This window comes from Thioclava sp. ES.031, from assembly GCF_002563775.1.
Lineage (GTDB): Bacteria > Pseudomonadota > Alphaproteobacteria > Rhodobacterales > Rhodobacteraceae > Thioclava.
The window spans coordinates 3,199,163-3,217,885 of sequence record NZ_PDJO01000001.1 but is presented as its reverse complement, the minus strand read 5'-3'; the positions used below and the strand labels follow the sequence as shown (position 1 = coordinate 3,217,885).

Annotated in this window: 2 protein-coding genes; both read left to right on the top strand. The window is 65.7% G+C overall.

Going from position 1 to position 18,723, the window contains the following annotated elements; all coding sequences use genetic code 11:
- Position 1 precedes the first annotated feature (1 nt).
- Positions 2 to 640 (top strand): invasion associated locus B family protein, encoded by a 639-nt coding sequence (locus tag AXZ77_RS15235; RefSeq protein WP_098411806.1) that lies wholly within the window; start codon positions 2 to 4, stop codon positions 638 to 640.
- Between the two features lie 147 nt (positions 641 to 787).
- Positions 788 to 18,652 carry a leukotoxin LktA family filamentous adhesin gene (locus AXZ77_RS15230; protein WP_176536052.1) on the top strand — a complete coding sequence of 5,955 codons (17,865 nt, stop codon included), beginning with the start codon at positions 788 to 790 and terminating at the stop codon, positions 18,650 to 18,652.
- Positions 18,653 to 18,723: the final 71 nt, after the last annotated feature.

The window sequence follows — 18,723 nt, the reverse complement described above, 5'->3', positions numbered from 1 at the left end:
AATGACCAAGATGAACGAGACGGCAGGGCTGGGCGCACGGATCACGAAGGGAGCGGCCGTGGCCGTTTTCGCACTGGGCTGCCTCGCGCCTGCGGCCTTTGCCCAGACCTCCACGGCGGACGGCAAGGCCAAACCGGTGGCGAAGCCCGCCGAAGTCGCGCAGAAGGCAGCCCCCGCCCAGAGCGGAGCACAGGCCGATATCGCCAATAACACCGCCTTTGGCGACTGGGTCGTGTCCTGTCAGGCGGCGACGGTGAAGAAGACGGTCTGCCGCCTCGTGCAGGAGCAGCGCACCAAATCGTCGAACCAGCTTCTGGCTCGGTTCATTGCGATGCCAGCCAAGGATGGCGCGGTTCTGATCGCGCAGGTGCCGATGGGCGCTTACCTGCCCGGCGGCGCCGTCTATCGCTTCGAGGGCAAGGACAATGTCAAGCAGCGCGACATGGTCTGGCAGACCTGCATGAACGGCGTGTGCGAGGCCGCGGCGCCGCTCTCGACGGACGAGCTGAAGCTGTTCGCTGAAAACAAGGCGATCCTGTTCGGCTACAAGCCGACCGCCACCGGCAAGCCGGTGGTTCTGCGCGTGAGCGTGGAGCAATTCAACAAGGCGCTCGACGTGCTGAAAAAAGCGGAAGGCTGATACGCGGCCTGACGCAAAGGCGGTCGTAGGGGGCCGCCGAAAAGCGGCAGTGGGGGCCGCTTCGAAGATGGGGACACAGCGATGACGTATCGCCGGAATGACAGAACGACGACCACCTTTCGCCGCATGATGCGGAGGTTGGGGTGGTTGAGCAGCGTTTCTTCGGCGGCGATCTTCGCCGTGCTCCCCGCCTTCGCCGATGTCGTCGCGGATGGCACGACCAATACGACCATCGTCAACGCAACTGGTGCGACCAACGTCACCACCAAGACCATCCAGAACGGCACGGCGTTCAACACGTTCAGCCAGTTCAATGTGAATCCTGGCTCGACGGTCAATGTCTATCAACCGGCCAATGCAAATGCGCTGGTCAATATCATCAATGGCGGCCAGAGCACGATCGCCGGCACGCTGAATACGGGCTTCGAGGTTCCCGGAGCCGCGCCTGTCGCGACAGGCAGCAATGTGTTCTTCGTGAACTCGGACGGGTTCGTGGTCAGCGCGACCGGCACGATCAATGCAGGCCAACTGACGATGAGCGCGCCCACGCCGGGCTTCGTCAATGATCTGACGAGCGAGGCGCAAGGCAATTTCACCGCCAGCGTCGATACCCCCACGGCGCAGCTTTTCGCAGGCTCGGAACCGCTGAGCGACAGCGGTCAGATCACTGTGGATGGTCAGATCAACGCAACCCGGCTCGCGCTGAGATCGGGGGGGCTGGGGATGATGCTGAACGGGCGGATCAAGGTGGAGGACCCGACCTCCGTCGATCCGATCTCGGTCGGGGTGAATACCGATGGCACGCCGCAGGCGGCAGGGCTGGTCACGCAGGGCGGGGTGATCCGGCTCGTGTCCAAGGGTACGCTGGAGACGACGGCGAGCAGCGATATCACGGCCAAGCGGGGCACCACGGTCCTGAATGCGCAAGGCGGTGGTGTGGTGCTGGGTCAGGCCCAGAAAACGGTGACTCTCGACGGCAAGATCGACGTCTCGGCCAGCGGCACGCAGCTCGGTGCGGGCGGCACGGTCTTCCTGTTCACCCAAGGCTCTGCGGTGATGGGCAGCAGCCTCGACGTGAAAGCGACCTCCGTGGCGGGGGATGGCGGCGCCTTCGTGCTGCGCGCAGGCGGTGTGACGAGCCCGCTGCAGGCGGCGAAAGGCGATCTGAGCGCGCAGGGCGCGTTCGACATGTCCACCACCAGCGCGACGGGCCAGGCGGGGTCCGTTTTCCTGCGCGGGTTGAATATCTCGACCACCGGGCAGCTGACCACCACGGGCAGCGATCTGGTCTTTGCCGCCGACAAGACCGTGACGCTGAGCCACGATATCTCGACGCGTGCGGGCGATGCGGCCGATCCCTTCACGGGCGGCCCCGGAGCGGGCACGGCGGGCTCGATCCTCGTGGCGGCGCAGGACATCAATGTCGAGTCCGGCACGACCCTGCGCGCGGACAGCTCGGCGGCCGATGGCGGCGGGCTGATCCTGCTTTCGGCGCGCTCGTTCAACACCGGCATCGCCTGGGCGATCAACCCCGATAGCGAGACCGCTTCGATCACCATCGACAATGCGGATCTGAAATCGGGCTCGATCGTGGTGAACTCGGTCGCGACCGTGTCGAACGCGCTGGGCAGCGCCGATCCGACCGTGGAAGAGCAGCAGGTTGACGGTCTCGAAGGCGGCACGACCGAACAGAAGATGACCGATCAGATCAACAACGGTCTGACGGTGATGAGCAACCTGATCCAGCAGGGCGCCACGACGATCAACAGCCTGATCCCGCTGCAGGTGCAGCTTCTCGATGCGCAGTCGCATGTGAAGATCACCAACAGCACCCTGACGGCCGATGGCAACTGGAAGAACAAGGCGATCACGCCGACGGCCTTCTCGGATGGCACGCCCTCGAAAAACGGTCAACTCGGCGCGACGGGGTTGCTGGAGGATACCTACAGCTTCCTCTCGACCCCGCAGCTGAACTTCAACAGCAGCGTGCAGGATGTGGTCGATAACATCACCGGCAGCCTGATCGGCGGCGGTGCGCCCTATAGCCTGACGCTGAAACTGCCCTCCGCCTGGGATCCCTCGAGCGATGCGCTCGTGGTGCAGTCCCACGCCCAGACCACCTATTCGATCGCGCCCAAGGCTTATGCGCTGGGCGTCGTGATGGCCAACAGCCACATCGAGAGCCAGGTTCTGCTCGATGGTAGCGACCTGACGACCAAGGCGGGCGATATGCGCCTCGCCAGCACGGCATCCGAAGATCACACGGTGTCGATTTCGGCCAGCAAGGTGAAGGATTACGCGGGCGCGCTCGTGGTCACGACGCGCGAGCTGAAGAACCAGCTTCTGGTGAAGGGCGGCTCGCTGACCTCGGCGGGCGCGCTCAACGCGGGCGCCTTCACGGGCAAGTCGCATTCGATCACCACCGGCGCGAATGCCGGCACCGAGGGGATCGGCGCCGTGGCGATCAGCGTCGATGTCTCGCAATCGACGACCGAGGCGGCGCTGGGTGGTACGATCAATACCGGTGGGGCGCTCAACCTCGATGCCGAGACGCTTTTCTTCAACAAGGTTCACGCGACCACTGCGACGATGGGCGTGACCGCCCCGCAAAAGAAGATCGGCAAGAAGCGCGCGGCGAACAACCCGATGGTGCAGGCGATCCCGGGGGCGCAGGACAAGATTCAGGGCAAACCCGTCGATCCGAACCGCGACCCCCATATCGGGTTCGGCGTGGCCATCGACGTGCAGGTCGATAACGACAACACCTTCGCGACGCTGGGCGGCGATTACCACGACTTCAGCAATGCCGATGCGCTGACCGCGCTGGGTACGACCGTGGTTGCCGCGACCGGCCAGCCGGTCTCGGTCAACTCGGCCTATCGCTTCGCGGGCCCGACCGAGGGCGGCAGCTCGCTCTCGCGCTCGGTCTCGGCGGCGTTCGGCAAGCTGAACTTCGCGGCCAAGAAGGCGCTCGACAAGTACAACGCCGCGCATCCGAACGATCAGATCACCCAAGACGAGCTGATGGGGAAATATTCCCAGGCGCTGATGCTGACCGGCTCGGTCTCGACGATGGGCGGCACGACGCAGGCCGAGATCGGCAAGGATGCCACGGTGAATGCGGCGGCCGCGACCGTGCAATCCGTGACGCGTTTTCCCCATGCCGATCCGCTGGGCGATATCCGTGACAAGTGGAGCCAGTTCGTCGGCCAGATCACCGATTACACCGAACTGCCCAGCAACCCGAGCGATCCGACCCAGTTGACCCCGCCCGACGCGCCGGGCCTGATCGACACGATCAACCCGCTGAACTTCATCACCACGGATGTGAAATCGAAAGCGACGGCGCCGGTGCCGAAAGACGGCTCGCGCCCGGTCGTGCCCGAGGATCAACAGAAGCTCGCGATCGGGATCACAGCCAATGTCTTCAACACCGACAACACGACCGATGCGGTGGTCCGCAACGGCGCGGTGCTGAACCTCACCGGCGATCTCAATGTGCTGTCGAGCCAGGAGGGCCTGTTCCTCCATCTCGCGAACCTGCCCAAGTCGAACCCGATCAAGGGCGATGCGGAAGGCGCGATCGGGGTCGGGATCAATATCGACCGGATCGGCAGCAAGGTGTCGTCCGTCATCGAGTCCGGCGCGACGGTGAATGCCGGAACGAATGGCGTCAAAGTCGATGCCTATACCCGCAACATCGCGGGCATCCTGAGCTTCTCGGGCGGGCAGGGTAAGAGGACGGCGGTCAACGCGACGGTCGCCACCAATATCGCCCATGCCGAAACCGTGGCGCGGATCGGCGACGATGCCTCGGTCACCGGTGGCGCGGTCACGGTCTCGGCCAAGGACGAGTCCGTCGAATGGGCGGCAGCGGGCGCGATCTCGGCGTCTGAAAACGTGGGCGTCGGGGTCTCGGCGGGGCTGAATATCTCGGGTCGGAAGGTCTGGGCCGGGATCGGTCCCGCAGATGAAACCGCCACGCCGGTCGGCACTGGCAATACGATCATCGATGCCGACAGCCTGACGATCACCGCCGAGAACGCCGCGACCGATGTCGTCGTCGGCGTCGCGGGCTCGAAAGTGCAGGGCAAACCCCAGCAACAGAGCGATCCGCAATCGACCGGCGGCACGACGGACGCGAATGGCACGAATGAGGATGACATGATCATCCCTTCCTGGCTGTTTGCCGAAGACGAAAACAATGCGGTCAATGACGAGCAGAACGTTCAGACGCCGCCCGACAGCGATGGCAACACGCAACAAAGCGGCTGGGCGGTCACCGGTGTCGCCACGCTCAACCTTTCGCTCGGCAATGAGACGGTGGCGGCGCTCAATACCCAAGGAAAGATCAAACTGGGCTCGACCCTGACCCAGACGGCGAAGAACACCGCGCTGCAGATCGCGGGCGGCGGGGCTGTCTCGGCGGGGCTGGGACAGGCGCAGGATACCAACGCGCTGGCGGGCGCCTTCTCGGTCATGGTCGATACGCGCGAACTGCGCTCCGAAGTGACCGGCGCCACGATCAACGCGGGCGGTGCGGTCACCATCGGCGCCGAGGATCACGCGACGGTCGTCAACGTGGCCGTGGGCGGCGCAGGAACGTCGCGCGGCGATATCGCGCTGGCGGGGTCGGTCGCGGTGGCGGTGCTCGACGGCGGCACCACGGCGACGGTCAAGGACGCATCCATCACCTCGGATGCGCTGAGCGTGAACGCGACCGATGGCTCGACCACGGTGTCTGTCGGCGGCGCGGTCGGCATCAATATGGACAAGACCAAGGGCTCGGGCGTCGGGATCGGCATTGCCGTCAACACCGTGACCCGCAGCGCGGGCGCTTCGATCACCGGGGCGAGCACCATCGACACCGGCGTCTTCGGCATCACCGCTGACAGCACGCAGTCGGTCTACGGCTTCGGCGTCTCGGCCGGTAAGGGCAAGACCGGCATCGCAGGCTCGATCTCGGTCAACAACATCACCGGCGGTGCGCGGGCCGACGTGACCGGCAATGGTGCGGGCGCGGACCGGATGGGCATCTCGGCCAGCTCGATCAATATCGGCGTGACCGAGGCCAACACGATCTTCTCGCTCGGCGGCGCGCTGGCCAATGGCGACAATGCCGTGGGTGGGGCCGCGACGGTGAACGTCATCACCTCGACCTCCGGCGCGACGCTGACCGATGCGCTGGTGCACGGGCAGGGCGGCACGGGCGGCACCGGCGCGATCACGATGGGCGCTGACGGCTCGAGCACGATCTCCTCGATCGCCGTCGCAGGGGCCGTGGCCGATCAGCAGACCGCAGCGGGCGTGGGCCTCTCGGCGAACAACATCTCGGCCACTCTGGAAGTCTCGGCGGCCGGCACAGAAGCGCTGGATGCGGATAGCATCGCACTGACCGCGACGAATTCGCGCGAAATCAACAGTTTGGGTGGCGGCGCTGCGGTTTCGAACGGCAGCGCGGGCGGCTTTGCGAGCACGTTGAACCTGCTCACCGCGAACACCACGAGCATCGATCTCGCCAATGCGAACCTGAGCACGACCGGTGCCGGGGCGATCTCGGCCACGGCGACCGCGACGGGCAAGATCCGGTCGGCGGCCGTGGCGCTGAGCGCGTCGCGCGACACCTCGCTGGGCGGCGCGGTGACGGTGAACGTCTCGACCGCGACGACGCGGGTTTCTGCTGCGGATGCTGTGCTGAACGCAGGCGGCGCGCTGAGCCTGAATGCTGACGATACCGGCACCATCGCGAGTGTCTCGGGCGGCGCGGCGTTTAGCGCGGGGGGCTCTGGCGTCGGTGGCGCGGTCTCGGCCAACTTCATCGCCCATGACACCGGCGTGCTGACAGATGGCGCGGATATGACCGGCGAGGGCGTTACGCTGGGTGCCAAGAACGGTTCGACCATCACCAGTGGCGCTGTAGGCCTTGCGGGGGGCGGCACGACTGCGGTCGGTGGCTCGATCGCGATCGGCGATATCGGCAACACCACGGCGGTCGATGCGACGAATGCGAAGATTGACGGCGGCACCGGGGCGGTGGCGCTGTCGGCGACGCGTGAAGGCCAGATCTCGATCCTGTCGGGCGCGGCGGCGGCAGGCGGCTCCAACGCGGTGGGCGTTGCGCTGACCGTGGCCTCGATCCATGGCGGCACCACGGCTGACCTGATCACCGGCGAAGCGGTGACGGGCGACTCTCTGAGCGTCACGGCGGATGATACCGCCGGGATCGACGCCATCGCGGTCTCGGGCGCGGCCTCGGGCGAGACGAGCGCTGCCGGTTCGGTGGTCTTCACCCAGATCGGTCAGCCGGGCGCGAATGGCCCGAGCGTGGCCCCGCTGCCCGGATCGAGCAGCGAAGACCCGGTGGGCGATGCGCAGACCCGCGTCGCGGATCGGCGCGACGCGGCGGTGACCGGACTGGTCTCGCGCGTGGGGGCGACGACGCAGGCCCCGGATTTCGACGCGAGCAAGCTGTCGCTGACGCTTGATGCGGATGCGGTCACCCGCGCGCGGGTCGAGCTGTCGGGTGCAACGCCCGCGCTGCCCGCCACCACGATCACCTCCAGCACCACCGGCACGATCCGCTCGCTCGCGGGCGCGGTCGCGATTGGCGGTTCGGGTGCTGGCGTGGGCGCCGGGATCGGCGTCAATCTGCTGTTCGCGAAGACCGAGGCAGAGCTTGTCCTGCCCACCGATGCCGAGACCCAGGCGCCGAGCGTCACGGTCGGCGCGACCCAGACCGGTACGATCGAGACGGCGGCGGTCTCGGGCGGCTTCTCGGGCGGCGTCGGCGGCGCGGGCTCGATCCTCGTGAACGTGATGAACCGGCAGGCCGATGCCCATATCCGCGGCAATGGCGGATCGGGCACGCGCGCGGCGCTGCGCACCGATCGCGGCGATGTCTCCGTGACCACGACCCAGACCGGCACGATCAAGGCGCTGGCAGGCTCGGCCGGGATCGGCGGGCAGGCGGGCGCGGGCGGCGCGATCGTCGTCAACGTGATGTCGGACGATACCGAGGCGGCGGTCGAGGACGCGGCGATCCTCGCGCGCAAGCTCGATGAGAGCGCGACGGTGGATGGCCCGCTGTCGCTCGCGGGCAAGCTGACCATCGACGCCGATCAGCAGATGACGCTTGAGGCCCTGTCGGCAGCCGTCGGTGGTGGCGGCTCGGGCGCCTTCGCGGGCAGCTTCGCGGTCAATGTCGCCAATGGCGAAGTCTATGCGGGTCTGCGCCGCTCCGAGACGCAGGTCGGAACGCTGGCGCTGGCCGCTCATTCGACCCCCTCGCTGACCGCAAATGCGGGCGCGATCAGCGGCTCGGGCGGGGCCTCGGTCGGCCTCGGCATCGCGATCAACAATTCCGCGCAGACCGTGCGCGCCGATCTCACCTCGAGCACGCTGCGCACGGGCCATAACGCTTCGCTCGGCGCCTATCAGACGACGACTTTCCACGGCAATGCGATCTCGGGTGCTGGCGGCACGGTTGGCGTGACCGGCTCTGGCGTGAACAACACGGCCGCGAACACCGTCGAAGCGGTGGTGCAGGGCGGGCCGATCTCGCTGGTCGATCCGACGAGCGGTCTGGCAGAGCAGACGCGCTACGGTTCCGACATCGCGACGCGCGGCTCGCTGCTGATCGATGCGCAATCGACGACGGCGATCACGCTCTTGGGCGGCTCTGACGAGACGAAACCCGGCAATTCCACCGATGCGCGCAACGCGGCGCCCGATCTGAACCTGTCGCTCTCGGGCGGGGCGACGGCGGGTGTCGGTGTCTCGGCTTCGGTCAACACGATCGAGAACCGGGTGAAGACCCGCATCCTCGACAATGCGCGGATCGTCGCGCTGGGTCAGGAAGCGATCGACTGGACCAATGCCGACGGTATCGCCAAGTCGACCTACGGGCTTGCGATGAATGCGCAGGCGCGCAGCGGCATTTCGATGCTGACCGCGAACGGATCGGTGGGGGGCGTCGCCGGTGTGAGCGCGCTCTTCGGGATGAACCTGATCGACGACGAGGCGCTGGTGCAGCTAGGCTCCGCGCAGGGCAGCGATCTGGTGCGGCTCAATCCGCGCTACGACGCCGATTTCACGAGTGATATCGGCAGCAATACGGCCTCGGTGGCACAGGATGTGACGCTCAATGCGGATACCGCGAACGACTCCGCGCTCTATACCGTCAATGTCGCAGCGGGTGGTGCGGCTGGCGTTGGTGCGAGCGCGGGCACGACGGTCGTCACCTCGGCCGCGAAGGTCAAAACCTATGACGCGCAGGTCGCTGCGGCGCACAATATCGCGACCAATGCGACCAGCAAATCGACCCTGACGAGCTTCGTCGCGGGGATCGGTGGCGGCTTCGTCGGAGTGACCGGCAATGCCAATGTGAACGTCCTCAACTCGACCGCCGAGATCGGTATTCATGGCGGTACGTTTGATGCGGGCTGGGATCTGAGCCTGAACACGCTGATCGACAATGACCTCTATGCGATGACCGGCGGCGGATCGGGCGGCGTGGCGGCGGCTGTCGGTGGCGCGATCCAGGTCACGGTCGCCAATGGCACCTCGAAGGTCTCGGTCGGCTCGGGCCGTGCGGGCGATGCCGCGCAGCTGCAGACAGGCAACGACCTGACCGCCAAGGCCGATACGCAGCTTCTGCAAAAGGGCTTTGCCGGGGCCGGGGCCGCGGCAGGTTTGGGTGTCGCGCTTTCGGCCAATCTGGTGGTGGATCGCGCGACCACGGAAGTCGCAATCGACGACAACCAGAAACTGTCCGCGGGCGCCAAGCTGAGCCTGACCGCGAATGAGACGGCAGACCTCACCGGAGCGGCGGGCTCGATCGGCGGCGGCGCGCTCGGCGTGGGCGTGAGCCTCGACTTCGCGAGCCTGCAGGGCACGACCAAGGTCTCTGTCGGCGACGGCGCGGTGCTGAAGGCCAATGACGCGGCCAATGGCGCGCGCGGTGTCGGGCGCAACGGGATCACACTGTCGGCCACCTCCGAGCGTATGCTGGATTCGACCGTGGTTTCGGTCGGCGCGGGCGCGATCGCGGTGGGCGCCGCGATCTCGGTGGCCGATCTGGGCGGTGTGGCCGATGATGAGAGCGGCAATCTCTCGAAAGCGATGGCCTCGATCAACAGCGAGCTGGCGAGCGATCAGAACGGCAGCGGCGGGCTGGACTCGAATTCAACCGCGCAAGATCGTCAGAATACCGGCGGCTCGATCATCGGCTTCGCCGGGGCGAGCGATACGCAAAGCCAGATCGTCACCGCACGTCAGGGGCTGAACCCCAGTGCCACGGGCAGCGATCAGGTGGGGGTCGAGATCGGCTCCGCGCAACTTCTGACCAATGGCGATCTGTCGCTGATCAGCCATGCCAAGACCGATCTGTCGCAAGCGGCCGGGGCCGGGGCCGGTTCGATCTTCGGCGGCGCGTCGAGCGGGATCGTGGTCTCCAACGTGTCCACCGGCGCGGCGGTGACGCTGCACGATGGCGCGTCGCTGAGCGCGGGCGGGGCTGTGAAGCTCGGGGCCAAGACCTATGGCGGTGACGATGGCAATGTGATCGACGCCGCGGCTTCGACCGTTGCGGGCTCGCTCGGCTATACGGGTGGCGCGGGCGTCACCGTGGCCACGCTGAACGCGGGCGCGTCGGTGCAGATGGGCGCGGGCGTCTCGGTCTCGGGCTACAGCGTCGGGGTCAATGCCGATCGCACAGGCGAGGTGAAGAGCGTCACCACGAATATTACCGGCGGTCTCGGCGGCGTTGCGGGTGTCGCGGTCTCCACCGCCAAGAGCGAGGGGACCAGCGCGATCACCATCGGCCGCGCAGGCGCGGGCCTGAGCACGCTGAATAGCAGCGTGGGCACGATCTCGCTTGAGACTTCCGATGGCACCTCGGCCCATGCGGAGGGCTCGGGCAGCACGGGCGGGCTTGGCGGTTCGGCGAATTCGGTCGTCGTGACCGGCACCAATGCGGGCAACAGCGCGGTCAGAGTTCAGCACAGCAAGATCACTGCGGGCGGGGACTTCGACCTGCAGAACACCAATGGCGGCGCGGCCTATGCCGAGGCGCATGGCGTCTCGGTCGCGGCAGGTGTGTCCATTGGCGCAGGGGTTGCGACCTCGCGCGCCGATATGAGCGTCACCACCCAGTTCGCCACCGATGTCAGCGCGCGCAACATCACGATCAACAGCGAGATCAAGCGCACCGCGGATCGGATGACGAGCCAGGCGAAGGCGCAATCGACCTCGGGCGGTCTGCTGGCCGGGAACGGGGCGGCGGCCCACGCTTATTCCAGCTATGGCGTCACCTCGACGCTGAGCGGCAACCTCATCGCCAATAACGCCCTCGCGCTGAGCGCGGATGCGAGCGCGGTGAAGGTGGATGCCTTCGCGACCGGGCGCAGCGGTGGTGCGGTGGCGGTCGGCGTGACGCTGGCCTATGCCGGGCAGGATCTGACGAAGGGCGATAGCGGCGATGTGGCCTTCTCGATCAACGACTCGGTGCTGCAAGGCAAAGTCGTCACGCTGGGCGCGGGCAATGCGCCCGATATCGTCGCGGGGGCGAATTCCGGTTCGGGCGGAATCGTCTCGGGCTCGGGGGCGGAGACCCATGTCACGACCGACACGAAATCGACTTTCGATATCGGCACGACCGGGACCACGGTGATCACCGCGTCCGATCAGCTTCAGATCACGGCGGCCCAGAACGGCGCCTTCGCGAGCAATCTCGATACGACGAGCGCCGCGGCGGTCGGCTATTCGGGGGCGCTGAGCCGCAACACGATCGGCGCGGCGACCGCGCTGACGCTGGGCGGTCATACGACGATTGGTGCGCGCAATATCGAGATCGGTGCGGATACGACCTTCAAGCGTCCCGACACTGGCTACAATCTCGTGTCGGGCTCCGGCGGGGCGATCGACGTGGCCGCGATGCGCAGCTTCGTCACTGTGAACGCGTCGACCGATCTGAATATCGACGATGGCGCGATGCTGCTGCAGACCGGTGTCGCCGATGGCGGACAGACCTTCGAGCTGGGCGCCTCGACCAACATGATCTTCTTCGACCGGCTCAAGCTCGATTCCGGCGGCGCCATCGCCAGCCCGAACGGCAACAGCACGGTCGATATCCGGACCAACACGGCCCATGTGACCATCGGCGATGCGAAGCTGCTCGCGATGGACGATCTCGACGTCTATGCGGGGGGCGACGCGAATATCAAATCCGAGGTCGATACCACCTCTTACGGTCTGTCGGGTGCGGCCTCCGGCAACTCGATGGCGTCCTATAATGCCGACAACAAGATCAACCTGACCTCGGGCGCCGATCTGCAATCCTTCACCGATATCGGTCTGCGCGCGGGCTATACCTCGAAAGGGGCGCAGCAGGTCGATGTGAAGGCCGAAACGCGCGTCTTCAACAAGACCACGTTCCCGATCAACGGCACGCCGGGCGCGGATGCGCTGGCCAACACCAACCAGCGCGTGAACGTCGGCACCGGCGCCAGTGTCGCCGCCGTGCATGACGTCTATGTCTTCGCCGAGCGCGGGGGCGGTGAGGTGCTGGGCTACGGCCGCGGCAAGGACCTCTATCGCGAGGTTGCCGCCGAGATCGGCTCGGCACTGAGCACGGCCTTCGGCGGCGATCCGGTCAGCCTCGACATCGAGAGCGGCACCTCGACCGACAAGGGCGAGAACATGATCGTGGTGAACGGTTATGTCCGCGCAGGCTCGCGCAACAAGCAGATCCTGATCCTCGATGCGAATAACCACCTGAACAACCCGTCGGAGAGCTACACCAACTCGCAGGGGCAGACGGTCAATTACAGCAATGAGGACGCGAAAGGGATCCTGAACGATCCGGGCAATGCCGATCCCGAAATCCAGGCGATGATCACGCAGGGCACCGTGCAGAACGAGCTCGCGTCACGGATCGCGGACCTTCAGTCCAAGATCGCCGATCCGATCCTGAGCCAGGACACGCAGGCGGTCACCGCGTGGAAAGCCGAGATCGATGCTCTTTCGGGCCGTCTCGATACTACCAAGAACAAGACGGTCGACTTCATCAATCTGCCCGATATCCGTGCCTCCGGCGGCAGCATCTACATGCGGTCCGATACGGTTCAGGGCGCCTCGACGGGCACGCTGGATGCGCCGGGCAATGCGCAGATCGTCGTCCATGTCTATTCCGACGCTTTCGTGAATGCCGGCAGCATGGAGATCCCGTCCTCTGACGGTGGACGGATCTATTTCAACGACGTCTCGGTCAATACGCCTGCCGACGTGCAGAAACTCGCCAATCCCAAAGGCGCCCCGATCGATTACAAGATGATTTCGGGCAATGATGCGGGCGAGTCCAAGATCGAGCTGGTGACCTATGGCAAAGGCTCGATCACCCTGAAAGGCCCGCTCACCAATCTGGACGGCAAGGTTCTGGTCAACTCGAACGTCGGCGATCTCGACGTGCGCGCCGATATCTCGGCCAAGACGATCGATTTGAGAGCCGGGGGCGATTTCACCCAAGGCTACACGCCGGGCCTGCGCAACGAGGGCGGCGAGCCGCGCGCGATCTACACCGGCTATTTCAATCAGGTCGACAATGTCGTGCGGAAATACGTGGTGGCGGGTCAGACCGTCACCGGCTTTGACGGCGGTTCGATGACCGCCACTTCGGGTGGCACTAGCGTGCAGACGCCCTCCGTCCCGAATTTCACGATCGAGCCGCGCCAGAGCGAGGTCAAGGCGGGGGCGAATGTCTACATCACCGCCGACAAGCTCAATATCAACGGCCTGATCCAGGCGGGCGTCGGCAGCTATGACGTCGTGATCGGCGATGGCCTTCAATCCGATATCTCGAACTTCTCGAAGACCCAGCCGACGGTGCTGTTCGATCCGTCGACCCCGGTGAACGCCAATATCGTGCGCAAGCCCTATGTGACCGCGAATGACGTCTGGGTGAAATACGACCCGACCGCGACCAATGCAGAAGGCGTGCAGACCGGCGCGATCACTGTTTCTCCGATGGTCGTGAAGGGGGGCACGGTGGAGATCACCGGGCAGATCCTCTCGACCGGCGCGGGCAGGATCGAGTCGCTTGACGGGTTCGGCAATATCAACGTGACCAACAAGACGTCGCTCCCGGTGGTGTTCGACCGGGTCGATACCGGCGAGGCGGGCGCGAACGGGCAGGGGCTCGAAGGGCTCGTGCGGATCACCGATACCGACCCGCTCAAGAAGACGGCAGCGGGCAAGAACCTCATCACCGAATACCGGCGCATCGGTCAGACGCTGAAGGTCTATGACAACTCCTCGACCTACGACACCATCACGAAAACCTATGGCGATGGGAACAAGCCCTTGACGGTCACGCGTGTCGTGCCGACGACCCTGATCAAGAGCAGCACGGTCGACAGTGGACGCAGCGCCAGCTACCAGCCGGTGAAGAACCGCGACCTCGTGGTTCTGCAATCCGAGCAAATCACCCAGGAGACGAATTACGACCAGACGAGATTCTACTTCTGGGCGCCGTTCAAAAAGAAGATCAAGAGCACGCTCGGCAAAGTGACGCTGACCCCGTCTGTTCCGGTCACGACTGCCGGCGCGAACGGGACCTACGTCGCCTCCGAGGATGTCAATATCAACGGTGGCGATTACAGCTACGCTTTCGATGGCGAGCGGACGAGTTATTCCACCGTCAAAGGAACCGTCAAGACGACAGACTACCGGATCCTCGGGATCGGTGACGTCAAGAAGTCGTGGACCGAGACCACGACGACAAACGTGCTCTACAAGCATCGCCTGCGGGCCGATTACCCGATCGATATCGTCTTCAGCGGTGGTGATACCGGCGCGCTGAACATCACCTCGGGCGGCGACGTGATCTTCAAGAAGACGGTCTCGAACCTCGTTGGCGATACCAACATCACCTCCAATAACGGGTCCATCGTGACCGCGAGCCCGCAGATCACCGCGACGCTCGACAATCTCGACATCAATGCCGAGAACGGTCGGATCGGTGGCGTCACGGGCGCGTTCCGCGTCGATCAGTCTGAAGGCTCGCGGTTGACGGCGGTGGGCGGCAGCGCGGTCAACATCCGCGAAATGTCGGGCTCGATGACGCTCGGCAATATCGAGGCGAAGGATCGCCCGGCCAGTACCGATGCGCCGATCACCGGCACCGTGACGCTGTTTGCCGATGGCGATATCAAGATGGCGTCCGGTTCGGACCAGATTACCGCGACCTCGATCAACCTGACTTCGCAGAACGGTTCTATCGGCAGCTTCAATGGGTCTTACGCACCCGCCTGGGTGTCGCTGAATGGCGGTGTGCTCGATGCGACGGCGAACAAGGATGTCGTGATCGGCGCCCATCAGGGCGATCTGCCGGTCCATACCGTGACCGCGCAGACCGGGTCGGCCACGCTGGCCGCGTTCAACGGTTCGATCCTCGACCGCAACAACATCGAAGTCCGCGATATCCGCTCCGAGAGCGAGCTTGCGAAGCTCTGGACGCAGGATATGGGGCTCGACAAAAAGGTGGCGCAGGACGCCCGCGCCCAGCAGCAGCTCGACGCGCTGGCTGCGAGTCGCGAGCACGACTACCGGGTCTACTGGAAGGCGCGCACCGACGCGGGTGGCGCTCCGATCAGCTACACGATGGATGCTTCCGATCAGGCGGCTCTGCTCAACAGCGGTTGGACGCAGGCGCAGCTCGACGATTACATCTCGCAGCAGCAAGGGCTCTATGCTGAATGGAATGGCGAGACCGCGGAGCAGACCAGTTTCACCTACACGCCGACGGCAGATGATCAGGCGAAACTGCTCGAAGGGATCGGCTGGACCACGGCTGAGCTCAAACACTGGATCCGCGCGGGCCTGATCAAGGGGACCGGGGACACCAATACCCGGATCGAAGACCCCAATATCAACGCCTACAAGGATATCACCTTGGGCGCGACGGGCACGATCGGGGAGATGCTCGCTCCCTATACCGTCGGCTCTGGCAAGGATCTGACGCAGGATCTGCTGGTCCTTTCGCAGGCCGAGCCTTCCGACCTGACCATCAAGCCGAACGGCGACGTCGTCGTGCGCCGGGCCGAGGATCTGAACTTCGCCTTCACCGGGCTCGATGCGAATGGCGCGCCCGTCGGCACGCTGAACGCGGTCGCGCTCGGGACGGATGTCTTCCTCGGTGCCGAGACGCCCGCCGCGATCAAGCAGGTCAACGCGGCGCGTGACGTCACGATCAAGCTCGACGGGATGATGTCGAACGCCCATGCCGGCCGCAACGCGGCGGTGACGGGCCGGATCATCGTGCTCGAGAGCGGCAATGACGCCCCGATCGCGACCCAGACGAACCCGCTTACTGTGAAGGTTCTCAATGACGGGATGCTGACCGCGCGCTCCGGCGTCGAGGTGAATATCGCAGCGACGGGCAATCTGCCGCTGGCCGAAGCCTATGCGCCGGGTCCGGTGCGGATCAGCGCGACCGGCGCGATCACCGATGCGCTGGCCACCGGCGCGGTGCGGATCAGCGCGGGCAGCCTGAAGCTGACCGGCAGGTCGATCGGCACCAGCACCGTGTCGCTGCCCTTCACCCTGACCGATACCGCGAATGGTGGCGCGCTCGACGTGACCACCACCGCGGGCGACGCCTGGCTGAGCGCAACCGGCGATCTGCCGATTTCCTCGGCCCGGATCGCGGGTGGCGGCAAGATCACGACCGATGGGCTGATGTCCTTCACCGGGATCGATACGCTTTCCTTCGGCACGGGGTCGACACTGGAGCTTGCGACCGCGTTTGGCCTCGATACCTCGGCGTCGAGTGGGACGGATGCGACGGGCGGCACGCTCTCGATCCTCACCGGCGGCCCGGTCGGCAGCCAGGCGAAGCGCTTCGAGACCGCGCTCGGCACGTTCAACTTCGCCGCGACCGGGGCCGATCCGACGCCGCTGTGGATGCATGAGGCGGACGATCTGACCATCGCGTCGCTGACCCAACTGACGGCGGGCTCGCCCACCGATATCACCGTGGGCGGCGCACTCACCATCGGCACGATCACCTCGCCGGACGAGGTGCGCCTCGACGCGGCCTCCTTCACGCAAGGCCGGATCGTGGCCGGGCGCACCAAGCTCACCGCAAGCGGCACGATCGGGAGCGTCTCGCCCCTGAGCCTGACCACCGGCAGCCTTTATGCCTCGACCGTGGATGGCGATATCCGCCTCGCGCTGAGCGACCGAGCTGCCAATCTCGAGCAGGTCACTGCGGGCGGCTCCGGGGCAATCACGCTGAGCTCGACCAACGCGCCGCTGACGCTGCTGACCGGTCCGGGGATCACCACGCAGGGCGGGGCGATCGGTCTGGATGTGACGAGCCTCAAGGCCAATGCCGATATCCTGAGCCACAACGGGGCGATCTCGATCCTCTCCGCAGGGCTGCTGCAACAGGCGGCGGGCACCTCGATCGACGCGGGCACCGGCACGATCGCTCTCGGCATCGATGGCGACATGATCGCCTCGCATGTGGTGACCCGAAGCACCGCGGACCCGGCCTTGTCCGTAACCGTCCAAGGGGCGCTGTCGATCGCGTCGGGCCAGAGCGGCACGGTGTTCGACGCGAACGCGGCGGGAGCAGGAGCGGTCCTGAACCTCGGGTCGATGATGCCGATTGGACCCGATGGGCTGCCGGTGGCCTTCGATCACGTCGTGGCGCAGGTCGCCAATGGCGCGATGCATCTCAACGAGCGCGACGCGATCCGGCTCGACCTGTTGCAGACCACGAACGGTCTGATCGACCTCTATGCTGGCGGTCCGATTACGGTACGCGACATCGATGCCCACGGTGCCTCGCCGATCGTGATCTCGGCCGGGCAGGGGGATATCCGCTCTGACGGCGCGCTGATGGCGGGGGGCGATGTGCGGCTCTTCGCCTTCAATGGCGCGATCACCGGCGAGACGGGGCCGACCTTCATGGGTGACATGTCCGACGGCGCGACCGGCCATTTCTACGCCAATGGCGACGTCAACTATCGCGAGACGGCGGGCGCTCTGCGGGCGGGCTTCGCGCTCTCGCAGAGCGGGGCACTGCATCTCGAAGCGGCGAATGGTCAGATGACGCTCGGCGCGCTGGGCGCGCGCACCGATCTGACGCTGGCCGCGGATGATGCGCTGCGCGTGACGATCGTGGGGGGCGCGACGGTCGATCTGGCCGACGAGCAGGCGATGCAGCTGATCCATCCCGAGCTCTACGGTCTGCGCGAAGCGCAATCGCCGAGCCATGCCGATCTGCGGGCGCGCAATCCGGGTTCGACCCTCTATGCGGGGCTGGTGAACGTGCGCGACACGCTCGGGCTGCATGCCGATAACATCAACGCCGATCTCTACGACATCACGCCTTCGGATGCGCTCGCGCTGACGCTGGACGGGCATGACGACGGCATGGCGGCGCAGGTCGATGTGAACTCCATCGGCGACGGCCCGGTGCTGTTCATCCCGCAATCGCAGTATTTCGACGATGTGCGCGGGCGTCTGGGTGGCCGGGACCGGGCGCGCGGCACGCTCAACCTCGTCCGAGGGCGCATCACCACGGGCTCCGTCAGCCATGCCGGGCCGGTGATCAACGGTGAGGACGTGGTGATCGGCGGCGATGTCTGGTTCTACCAGCAGGGCTTCTCGGTGCTGGCGCAGGCGGTCTATGACAAGCTCTCGACCGTGGCCGATGCGCAGACGCTTGCGATCAACGCGGGCAAATACAGCTTCAGCCAGTCGAACCGGATCGACCTGAATGTGACGGAGGGGCTCGTGCTGAACCGTCGCCTCGGCGGGACCGGGATCAATGGCGGACAGGGCTTTGGTTTCAATGTCGGCGTCGAGACCGATCTGCTGGGCTTCCCCTTCACCAGTGCGGGCGCACGCCCCGGCGTCACCCGCCCGGGGATGATCATGCGGCTGCCGAGCACGCAGCCCGAGAAGGAAGATCCGCGCGTGACCTGGGTGGTTTCCTCCGCTGGGTGAAGCCCGCGCCGGGAGCCAATGACAAAAGGGGCCGCATTTGCGGCCCCTTTCGCGTCCCTCGGTTCGGTCTT

Bases quoted from the DNA above. Each gene is read 5' to 3' on its own strand.
- AXZ77_RS15235 (WP_098411806.1), top strand. From the start codon at position 2: ATGACCAAGATGAACGAGACGGCAGGGCTGGGCGCACGGATCACGAAG.